This is a genomic window from Cohnella thailandensis, from assembly GCF_014212135.1.
Classification (GTDB): domain Bacteria; phylum Bacillota; class Bacilli; order Paenibacillales; family Paenibacillaceae; genus Cohnella; species Cohnella thailandensis.
In genome coordinates this window covers 83,550-94,477 of record NZ_JACJVQ010000023.1, presented here as the reverse complement: position 1 = coordinate 94,477, position 10,928 = coordinate 83,550, and the positions used below count along the sequence as shown (strand labels likewise).

At 51.8% G+C, this 10,928-nt stretch carries 10 protein-coding genes; 1 reads left to right on the top strand and 9 read right to left on the bottom strand.

Annotation, left to right across the window (positions count from 1 at the left end; genetic code table 11):
- The first annotated feature begins 625 nt into the window (after positions 1–625).
- Positions 626–2,038, top strand: coding sequence for an amino acid permease (locus H7B67_RS25720; protein WP_185122751.1), 1,413 nt, complete (start codon positions 626–628; stop codon positions 2,036–2,038).
- Here the strand turns inward: H7B67_RS25720 and H7B67_RS25715 are convergent.
- From H7B67_RS25715 to H7B67_RS25675, 9 genes are all read right to left on the bottom strand, one after another.
- Positions 1,970–2,602, bottom strand: coding sequence for a LysE family transporter (locus H7B67_RS25715; RefSeq protein WP_185122750.1), 633 nt, complete (start codon positions 2,600–2,602; stop codon positions 1,970–1,972). The two genes, H7B67_RS25720 and H7B67_RS25715, sit on opposite strands and share 69 nt — an antisense overlap.
- Before the next feature lie 318 nt (positions 2,603–2,920).
- Positions 2,921–5,512, bottom strand: coding sequence for a phosphoenolpyruvate synthase (gene ppsA, locus H7B67_RS25710; protein WP_185122749.1), 2,592 nt, complete (start codon positions 5,510–5,512; stop codon positions 2,921–2,923).
- A gap of 215 nt (positions 5,513–5,727) precedes the next feature.
- Positions 5,728–5,922: a DUF2188 domain-containing protein gene (locus tag H7B67_RS25705; protein ID WP_185122748.1), complete on the bottom strand. Its 195-nt coding sequence runs from the start codon at positions 5,920–5,922 to the stop codon at positions 5,728–5,730.
- A 145-nt stretch (positions 5,923–6,067) separates the two neighbouring features.
- Complete coding sequence (locus tag H7B67_RS25700) at positions 6,068–7,243, bottom strand: Bcr/CflA family efflux MFS transporter (RefSeq protein WP_185122747.1); 1,176 nt, start codon at positions 7,241–7,243, stop codon at positions 6,068–6,070.
- A 140-nt stretch (positions 7,244–7,383) separates the two neighbouring features.
- The gene (locus H7B67_RS25695) at positions 7,384–8,061 is read right to left on the bottom strand and encodes a hypothetical protein (protein ID WP_185122746.1); all 678 of its coding nucleotides are present in this window, start codon (positions 8,059–8,061) and stop codon (positions 7,384–7,386) included.
- A gap of 150 nt (positions 8,062–8,211) precedes the next feature.
- A complete protein-coding gene (locus H7B67_RS25690; protein ID WP_185122745.1) occupies positions 8,212–8,520 on the bottom strand; it encodes a hypothetical protein in 309 nt (102 codons plus the stop codon).
- A 100-nt stretch (positions 8,521–8,620) separates the two neighbouring features.
- On the bottom strand, positions 8,621–8,998 hold the full coding sequence (locus tag H7B67_RS25685) for a VOC family protein (protein WP_185122744.1): 378 nt from the start codon (positions 8,996–8,998) through the stop codon (positions 8,621–8,623).
- A gap of 86 nt (positions 8,999–9,084) precedes the next feature.
- Entirely contained in the window at positions 9,085–9,903 is an 819-nt protein-coding gene (locus H7B67_RS25680; RefSeq protein WP_185122743.1) for a helix-turn-helix transcriptional regulator, read from the bottom strand.
- A 48-nt stretch (positions 9,904–9,951) separates the two neighbouring features.
- Complete coding sequence (locus tag H7B67_RS25675; RefSeq protein ID WP_185122742.1) at positions 9,952–10,893, bottom strand: hypothetical protein; 942 nt, start codon at positions 10,891–10,893, stop codon at positions 9,952–9,954.
- Positions 10,894–10,928 lie beyond the last annotated feature (35 nt).

Sequence of the window (10,928 nt, the reverse complement as noted above, 5' to 3'; positions counted from 1 at the left end):
ATAAAAGGACTTTTGACGGCATGGTTTCCAGAGGAAATCCCGAGAGTCAAAATGTCCAACATCTGAAGAACCTTGAAGGCTCGTTCTGTACTGCTGGTTTGTCTCGCAAGAACCGAAGCTCCTGCTCGACTTTATTTCATTACGCTCGATGTTCAGTTTTCAAGGAACAAGGTTTCTTCAATTACGTTCACTCGATTCGTGAACAGAAATAGAATATATCACATTTCCGTCTATGCAATCAACAGGATCTTTTTCCCAACTGTCTTCTCGCTTTGAATCTGCCTTCTCGCTTTGAAGTAGATCCTATCTTTGAGCCTATCCGATGCGTTTCGATCACCGGCAGGAGTTATAGAATAATGCATATTGTCCATTCTAGCAACCGGTATTTCGTTCCAGGCTCTCGCGGACTTCCCCGAATGACTCCACCCTAGTCGGAATAATTCCAAGAACTCCACGCCATCATATCTTCACCAAAGCTTGACGTTCGTTTGGCAGGGCGAAATCTTCCATCTTGGCCGCATTAGGGGCAGCAGCTGCCTTGATCGCCGCATTCGCTATAAAACTGCGAGCTTCCGTCCAAGGGTAACCTCCCAACACAAGGAAAATCGGGGTGTTCAACTAACCAATGGCTCGTAGTTCGCAAACGTCCTCGGACCAAAAACTGAGATGGTGGCAATTATCGTTATTAGGAGTGGCTTGTACGATCGGTACCGGCTTCTTCCTCGGTTCCCACCTTGCCATCGAAATCGCCGGTCCGGCCGTTCTCTTGGCCTATGTCGCCGCCGGCGCAACCGCGTATATCGTATTCGACAAGCTGGCCCGCATGACGGCTTCAGACCCCCTGGAGGGTTCCTTTCGTTCTTATGCCAAGAAAGCGTACGGGCGCTGGGCGGGCTTCAGCTGCGGCTGGGTCTATTGGTCGTCCGAACTCCTTATCGTCGGAAGCCAATTGACCGCGCTTTCGCTGTTTTCCCGCTTCTGGTTCCCTCGTGTCCCCATGTGGTGCTTCGCAACGGGATTCGGTTTGCTCGGACTTCTGATCGTCATCTTGGGTACGCGCAGCTTCGAACGTTGGGAGAACGTCTTCGCGGTCGTGAAGGTGGCAGCCATCGTTCTCTTCATCGTATTGGCGCTTCTAGCCCTGTTCGGAGTATTCCGTTCCCAAGGCCAAGGTGCCGCCCTGCCGAAGCAATGGATGCCCGCAGGACTAAAGGGTTTATGGTCTTCCCTTATTTTCGCCTTGTACGGTTACGGAGGTTTAGAAGTCATGGGGCTTATGGCCATGAGGCTCGAGAAGCCGGAGAGCGCTCCGAAGGCGGGCACGATCATGCTGCTCCTGCTTGGGGCGATATATGTGACTTCCCTCGGACTTGCGCTCGTTCTCCAGCCATGGCAATCGTTCCGCGCGGAGAAAAGCCCCTTTATCGTCTCGCTAGCCGACTATGGATTGGCATTCGTGCCTCATGTTTTTATCGGCGTTCAGATCATTGCCGGCTTCTCGACGATGACGGCTTCTATCTTTGCGGTAACCAAGATACTCGTCACGTTGGCAAGCGATCGTGACGCTCCTCCGATCTTCAGTCGCAGCTACGGCAAATCCAAAAAACCGCTCGCCGCGCTTGGCCTGACAACCGTTGGACTTGGCGCTTCGGTTCTCTTTGCCTTGCTGATGCCGAAGAGCTTATACGAGTATGTAACGACGGCCGCCGGTCTTATGCTTCTCTATAACTGGTTGTTCATCCTATTCACCTCCGGCCGCTTGCTCAAGCAGAACGGCTGGGGCCGAATTAAACAATACTTAGGAATAGCTTTGGTGGTGCTGGGTGTATCCGGAACATGGTTTCATCCCATTAGCCGGCCCGGTTTGCTCATCAGCCTCGGTTTTATCGTCGTGATCGGTTTGGTCACACTAATGATGCGCCGTCTTTGGAAACGAACCGATTCGAGCGCTGCCGATCCGGCAGCCTCCTCATCCTCTTCCGGACAATACCCAGTACGCTTCAAATCCAAAGTACAACCCGAACCCGATCAAGGATAGGCCGGATAGAACCGATATCGACGCCAGCAGCCGATCCGTCAGCAAACGACGGAACGCGCTGGCGGCAAGCGCCATAAGGAAGTCCCAGAGCATAATGCCCGCCATTATCGTCGAACTGTACAGCACGACCTCCCGCGCTTCGTATTTGGCGATCATGTCCGCAAGCACCGACCCGTAGACGCCTAACCAGAACAGAATCGACATCGGGTTGGAGATCGACATGACGAAGCCGGATGCAAACGATTTATACGGTGATTCGCCGCCTCCTCTGTTCCCCCAATCTTGCTTGCCTACTTTCATTAGCGTCTCGAATCCTATATAAGTAAGCACAAAAAAACCGAATAGCCATAAAAACGTTTGAACGAACGGTCGATCCAGAACATGAATGACGCCGAAATAAACTAGCAGCATAAATACTCCATCCGCCGCCATCGCGCCGAGTCCGACCAACCAGGCATGCCAAAAACCGGCCCGTATCCCCTTCTCCATCTGGGCTGCATTGATCGGCCCGATCGGCGCGGCAAGGGAAAGGCCGAGAAAAAAATGGCTGAGGAGTACGTTCATCGGACGAACCTCCTTCTAGAGTACATTTATAAATATGTAGGAGAAGAAGCTCGTACAACTAACCAGTCTAATATTCGCCTGGATACACGAGCATTTTTTGATAAAGAGAACGGTTCGGTGAAATACTTTCATCGGATAACGCTGGAGGTGAACGATAAAATGAGCACGAAGGCGAAGCCCGATAAAAACAACCCCAAGCATAGCCCGAGACGATCCAACGACCCTAACGATCAAGGAAGGCCTAACGTGCAAAAGTAATTCGAACTCCTTGCCAAAGAAAAGAAGAACCCGGTACGCATGACCGGGTTCTTGCTTTAATCATCCTAATAGTTCGACATACCCTTCCGTTCCGTTCACGCGAATTAGTTGCCCGTCCTTGATCAACTTGGTCGCATTCTCCACCCCGACAACGGCCGGCAAGCCATATTCGCGCGCGATAACGGCTCCATGGGTCATCAATCCGCCGACTTCGGTGACAAGGCCTCGGATGGATACGAACAAGGGTGTCCAGCTGGGGTCTGTAAAGGCGGTGACTAAAATATCGCCTTCTTCCAGATTGGCATCCTCCATGCTTATTAGGACTCGTGCCCGTCCCTCTATTACTCCGGAAGAGACGGCTAGGCCCGCTATCGCTTCGGATGGGAGGTTCTCCCGATTGTACCGGCCTGTAATGATTTCCCCATCTGACGTGATCACGCGCGGCGGAGTTAGCTTTGCGTACCATTTGTAGTCGTCTTTGCGCTTGCTAATAATCCGGTTATCCAGCTTATTCGTGCTGACGACTTCGCGAAGTTCCTCGAAGGTAAGATAGAAGATATCCTCCTTGTCGAGGACAACGCCCGCATGCGCGAGCCGTTCCGCTTCCTGCAGCAAAGCCTGCTTATAAACAAAATACCGATTCACCATGGCGTATTTGGGATATTCCCGATATCCGCTATAGTTCCGGATGACGTCGATTCTTCGTTTCGTTTCTTCGGCTTTCCGTTCGCCATCCGGCAGTTGCTTCAGTCGTTCCAGCAGCTCTTTTTCTTTGGCCGAAGCTTCCCGTCTCCCCTGCTCGAATTTCTTTGCGCCCGCGTGCGGCTCGATGTTGCGAATATGGCTAAGGATCATGGGGACCAGAATCGTTGGTTTCTCGCTCCAACGGGTTCTCGTCAGATCGATCTCTCCGGCGCAACGCATTCCGTATTTGCGGAGATAATCATCGATTGCGTCCCGTGCTTCCTGTCCTCCGTCGAACTTGACCAGTTCCTCCAAGAAGTTATCCTCATGAACCTGCTGCAAATAATCGACGACTTCCGGATAAGGACGAATGGCGTCCGCTACGTCCAATAGCGCCAGCCCCATCTCCGAAGTAATGTTGCCCTGAACGGATTGGGAGAGCGTATCGGCCGCGTTTTTCTCGCCTAACCACTTGTTCATGTTCTCGTTGATCCACGCGTGAGCATTCATGGCGGCCATGATCACGCTCGAGCTTTGAGGATTGAACAAAATCCGCTTCAGCTCTTGGAGATCCTCCAGAATGAATTCGAACAGCTCGGTACCCGATTTCGATTGGATGTTCTGCTTTAACTCTTCGATCGAGGCTTGGCTTCGCTTAATCAATTCTGCAACGATAGCCGGATCCGATTCGATAAGGGCTGGATGACTTGGACGAGGTCCCTGCGCATTAGGATCATCGGGCAACAACTCAATAAAGTCTCTCTCGATCAGAGTCGCAAGAGCGTCTTTGATGAGCGGCTCGGAATTGCCTATCGTATTCAGCAGCATCTCTCTGCCGGCGGGCGAAGCCAGGCGAGGCGCGACATCGACGAACAATCGGCCTCCGGCGGTGCGCATGGGGGCTGGAGTCGTCAATAGGTAGAAAGACAAGCCGAGAGGCCTCATGGGATCGGTCATCATCTGCTGGTGACCGACCGAGATGTAGGCATGTTTGGCCTGATCCTTCTCTTCAGGGACCGGGTATAACGTCGTGATGGGTCGGCTTTGAACCATGTAAAAGGTATCGTTCGCCAAACACCATTCGATGTCCTGAGGACAACCGAAGGAAGCTTCGATCCGTCTTCCGATGCTTGCCAGCTTCAAAATCTGTTTTTCGGTTAGCGTTTGAGTCCGTTGCTGTTCGGGATCGATCGGCTTCGTCTCCGTTCCGCCTTCTTTGCGTCCATAGATCGCTACTGTCTTGGCTGCAATCCTCTTGCTGACGATTTTCCCTTCCCTTACTTGATAATGATCGGCAGATACCAAACCGGAGACCAGCGCTTCCCCAAGTCCGTAGCTGGCGTCGATGGACAGCAGCTTTCGGTTTCCGGTCATCGGATCGGCGGTAAATAAAATTCCCGAAGCCTGCGGGAAAACCATCCTTTGTACGACGACGGATAAATAAACGTGACGGTGGTCGATCCCGTTTTGCATCCGGTAGATGACCGCGCGATCCGTGAACAGAGAAGCCCAACAATGACGGATATGCCGCAGGATCGCTTCTTGGCCGATGACGTTTAGATAAGTGTCCTGCTGACCGGCAAAAGAGGCGAACGGCAAATCTTCGGCAGTCGCGCTGGAGCGCACGGCATAAGCCTGATCTTCGCCGAGCCTGGAGAGATAACGGGCTACGGCTTGCACAACTTCGGAAGGGACTTCCGCCTCCCTAAGGAGCTGTCGAAGCATCCGGCTGACTTCGCCGATTTGCTCCCGATCTTCTGCTTTCAGCGCATCCAGCCGATCCAACAAAGCAGGATACGATTCGATTCGTTCGATGGCTTTGCGATATCCTTCCGTAGTCACGCAGAAACCTTCGGGTACCTGTACACCTTCCATCTTCGATAATTTCCCTAGATGAAGCCCTTTTCCGCCAACGAGAGAAAGCTGCGCGTCGTTCATTTCGTTGAAGTCGAGAACCAAAGAACTCATTCGACATCTCTCCTAACCAAGAATTTGAGAAAAGCGATTGACAAGAGCTTGCCGGCATGGTACGATGAAGATGTAAGATGATCTAACTGTGTCTTCGAGATAAACGACAGTCGTAAAGCGATTATATCATCATGTTCATTTACGTGTAAAGCAAAAGAACCTGGAGCAAGTTCCAGGTTCTTTTTTGATGTTCCGCTGCTATTAGACACCACGCGTCAGTGGCCTTTTTTGCGGATCTGCTTGTCGTGGTTCTCTCCCCACTCTTTGGCCTTGGCGGTCGCGATCGAGATCGCGCGCCCTTCGGAATAGCCGTCCTTCAGGAGCTCGTTGGCAATGTCGATCGCCTTGTTGCGGACCGGCGCCATGAAGTTTTTGAGCGAATCCGGATAGTCGTCTTTGTCCCAGGGCATGTCGATTCCTCCTTCTCCTCTTGTACCCTCTATTAGACGACATAGGCGGAATTGAATCAGACTTCCCCTTATAAAAAACGAGCCCTAGAAGCGAATCTAGAGGCTCGTTGATTAAAGCATATTTAATTCGACTTAGGCAGGACCCTTATTTAGATGAGGCTTTTTCCTTCCCCAGCAAGAAATAAGCGAGCATGGCTATAACGCTAGTAATTAAGATAATGACGCCAAGCGGTACGGCGGTATCTTCCCCCGCTATTCCCACAAGCGGAGAGACGACGGCTCCGAGCAAGAACGGAATGAGGCCAAGCAAGGCCGCGGCGCTGCCCGCCATATGACTTTGTTTCTCCATGGCAAGAGGGAATGCCGCCGTCGATGTAATGCCGATAGCCGCTACGAAGCAAAAAAGCGGAATCACCAAGGCGAATAACGGTCCCTCCAGGGTGGCTACTGCTAGAACTGCGACGCTAGCCGCTAGCGCAAGCCATAGGCCGAACAATAGGAAGGTTCGTTCGGATATGCGATGCGACATTCGACCGACCAGCTGGGATCCGATGATCAGGCTGATGCCGTTCGAGGCGAATAAAATAGAGAATAAGGTCGGCGAAGCCCCGTAGATGTTCTGATAAATAAACGGCGTACCCGATACATAAGCGAAGACTCCGGCAATCATGATCCCCTGAGCCAGCATGTAGCCGACGAATTGTCGATCTCTCAAGAGCGATCCGTAGTTTTTCAACTGCTGAATAAAATTGCTCTGCATCCGGCGATCGGATGGCAGAGTCTCCTGAAGCCGCCATTTGGTCATCGCCAGCAGATAGAATCCGAGCAGCGTCAGAGCGATGAATACGCCTTGCCAACTCGAGAACGACAGAATTCCGCTGCCGGCAACAGGCGCAACGAGCGGCCCCAAATTGCCGACGAGCAAGAGCAAAGAGAAGAATTTCGTGAGTTCGTGGCCGCTATAAAGATCGCGCGCGACCGCGCGGGAGATGACGATGCCCGCCGAGGCCGCAAAGCCTTGAACGAACCGGAAGGCGATCAAGAGTCCGATATTGGGCGCGAACGCGCAAGCCAACGAGGCGATGGCGTAGACCGACATGGAGATGAGTAGCGGGTTGCGTCTTCCGTGGACGTCGCTAAGCGAGCCCATAACGAGTTGGCCTATGCCGAGTCCAAGCAAACATGCGGTCAGGCTAAGCTGGACAAGAGATGCCGTCGTTCCGAATTTCTCCACGATCTCCGGGAAGGCCGGCAAATACATATCGATGGTAAAGGGCCCTAGCGTAGAAAATAAGCCGAGAAGTAAAACCAACCCAAACACTTTCTGGTTCTTCTTAGCGGGCGAAGCAGAGGCAGAGGTCTTAGCAGTCGTAGTAGTCGTATTCAAGAGATTCCCCTATATCCGATGGATTTTTATTCACATCATTATACCATTCGCTATGGAATCAACAAGAGGTATCTCTACATGACCGTAGACAACGAAACAAGGACGGGACTTGCGAAAGCCGAGGCTTGCTCTCCTTTCGGATTGCGAATGCGGAAAAGATAAGGGTCGCCGGTCTCCGACTTCCAAACGATATAGTCGCTTATCCCTTCGCCGCTTACGGCCTGAAGATACAGCTCGGCATAGCCAAGCGGGTGCTCGACAAGTTCGCCGCTATGATCGGAGACGGCACCGAACTTCTTCAAGCTTTCCTCGCCCTCTTTGCTTAACGCGGTTAAATCGTAGTCCATCGGCAGTTGTTCCATATCCACGAAGTATTCGGGATTCTCAGTCAGCTCTAAACGGCCCGAGGAAGACTCGAAGGTAAAACCCTCGAATACATAAAAGGAGAATCCCTCGCCGTGATGGAGAGTGGCTGTCCGGGGTTTATAGCCCTCCTCCGTCATGAGATCAAAGCTCTCCGTTTGCGGACGCTGGGGCGCGGGCGATTCCTCGGGAGAGGAAAAAGGCACGGCGCTCGGCGCTGCGGTCGAGGTGCTGCCGGCATCCGGAGACGGAGCGGCGGATGACGTATCGGGCGATTGCACGGGGACCGCAGACGTAGCCGATGGCTTATTCCCGTCGGTACAAGCAACGAGCGTTAAGGCAAACGCCAGGACCGGAACGATTTTGGAGCCGGTATTTGAACGCATCATAAACATTCCCCCTTGATAAGTGTTATTTAATTCATTAACCCGCTATTCCGGAACGTACGCAACCGGAAAATAAACAAATGAAAAACGCCCTCTTCATGGCTATTCCGGCCACGGAAAAGGCGTTCTTCATTCCGTACTTGTAACGTTATATTACCCCTCCGACAAATCGGCCTGCAGTTCGCTCGCCACTTCGATCATTTTGGGAACGACCGCTTCGTTCGAAACCGCGACGTATAGATCCCCATCATAATGCCGGAAAGGAATGACCGCATCTCCGTGGCTCCACAAGAAGAAATCCCCGTCGATGGTCATCGTGCTTGAATTGCCGGTTACGGTATAGGAGGTCGAATACGCGAAATCCGGTTTGGTTTCGAAGTATCGCTTGCACTCCTCTAGGGAGATAATGGGCTCCGGATTGTTTTCTTGAAAGGATCTTGTTATTCGATAACGTTGACTCATGGCGATACCTCCAACAACGATTCTGTGTCATCCTCTATTGTGACGAAGGAGAGATCGCGTTGCAAGGTCTGCCGGCAGGATTCTCGAATTCCGCTCTTTTTTAAGCGACAAGGCTGATCAAATTGCCGTCGGGGTCTTTTACGATCGCGAAGCGTTCGCCCCAAGGCATATCCCTCGGCTCTCGATGTCCGATATATCCGTGCTCCGTCATTTGACGGTACAAATCGTCCAGCGCATCGCGACTGTCGAATTGAAAAGCGATCTCCATCCGATACCCGGCAGGTTCAACATGACCGTCGAACATGACTTGCGCCGATTCCCATGTGCCGAAAGACAAGCGAAGTCCATTGTGTTCCACGTCCACGTGATGTTTTTCGTTGGCGCTTTCCGGTATCTCCAATCCCAGCATTCGGTAGAAATCCAAAGCCCTTTGCATCTGTTCCACGAATATCGAGACTCTCTTCAACTTAACCGTCATGCTTGGCAACTCCAATCGATAGGTTTTATTTTACACCTCCATTGTATCGATCGGTCCGACTGCCCTATAGGAAAAAACGGACTTCTTCATCCCCTTCCGGTCAGGCGTTTAAGAGGTACCCCGTAGTAACGCGCAAAGGAATTGGCAAAATGCGACTGATCGTAGTAACCGTACTTCAGCGCAAGATCGGACAGGCTGGAATGGCCTCCCCTGCTTAATTCCTGCAGAACGCTTTGAAACCGGACGATTCCCAGCATCTCCTTCGGGCTCAAGCCAAGCTCCTTGTCAAACGCTCTTCGCAGGTGCCTTTCGCTGAAATGTACCTTATCCGCCAAGCTCCCGACGGAAAGGCTCCCTTTGCTGTCATAAATATGCATCAAGCTTTCGTACACCAGAGACGGAGTAGATTCATCGCCGCGAGTCAGCATTTGGGATAATTTACGCTCGACAACCTTAACGATATCCGATTTTGTCTGAGCAGCCTGGATTTCTTCGATCCAATACTGCCCTTCGAGACCCCAGATCTCTTCCAGATAGACGCGATGTTCCCTAAACTCCGAGAGGGGGAATTGGAATAGAGCCCGGACGGATTCCGAATAAATCCGGATGCCGAATAACGAACGAGCTTGCGAGAACTCCAACACTTCGGATCGTGTCGCCAGTCCAACGATATAGGCGGCCTTCCGGCTTGAAGGAGAAAGAAGATCCACAACGATATCGACGCAGCCATCCGGTATGATCCGGTGCAATTGATTCTCCGGAACCGGCCGATAATCCATCGTCCAGAAGGCGGCAATATGCGATTCCAAACCTCGACTCGGCGTATATTCGCGGCAATCGTACCAAGGGCTAGTCAATCCCGGCTCCAATGCGGGAGAATGAACAGGGCGATAGGGATGAGTCATCTTGATCTCCCCTTTTCCATTAATCGTAAACCCGGCTAATTCGAAATGTCACAATAACAACCGATCCAGGCCGATTGCGCTTATGAGCATTCTTTGCTTTTTGTTTCCTAACAATCGTTGCGACCAATCGACATAACCGCCGTCACCAATGTCGTATACACGGCCGCGGATATTCGTGGCGATAGTGAATTGTAACCCTTGGTAATATTCGTTCTCGAAATTAGGCTCTATCCTTGTCGTTGCGACCTTAATCGACCGTCGTTCGCCCTCTTCAACGATTCTCTTCAGCAGCCCCTCGTGATCTTTGTATCCTCCCCGTCCGCTAAGCCTCACTTCGATTCCGGATCCGAACAAGGTCTCAAAAATGTCTTGGTACACGAGGATGTGTTCCCAGAAGGAGGGGATTTCGAAAGAATAAGATCCGTTATCCGCTCCGGCGGTCGCCATGCAGAAGATATGAAAATGGGATAGCATCCCTGGACTATCTCCGAAGTATTGAGCCCTGACGTGCCGATGCGTCGTTGAGAACCGGATGAACTCTTCTCTATCGCTTTGCTCCCGCGATTTTAGCAAACGGCAAATATGCAACGCCAGCAAGTTAGTCGCATCCGCTACGACCTCTGTGCCCCTTGAAGCGGAGATGACTTTGTTCTGATCGACGGGACCGACAACGGAACAGGATCCGAGCGGCGCTACGGGCGAAAGCTGTAAGGGCGTAACAAGATGTTTTTTTGCTATCGTCAATAGGTCCAACTCTAGCTTCTTTAGTTGCAAAGGGTCGATATCGGCGGGATGAACGAACCGATTGCTTTCATACTTCTTAAGCAGCTCGCTCGGGGTGGACAATCGCGTTCTCGCTTTAAAGATCTCAAGCATCAATGAATTGAAATCGGCTCCCGATAAACGTTCGGCTAGCCGGTTTACGGTGTCTTCCTTCTCCAATTCGCGCAGAATGCGGTTGATAGGCGAATGATTGCTCTCCATCGTCATCGGTTCCGCTCCCTCCCGGTTCTTTAAACAAAAAC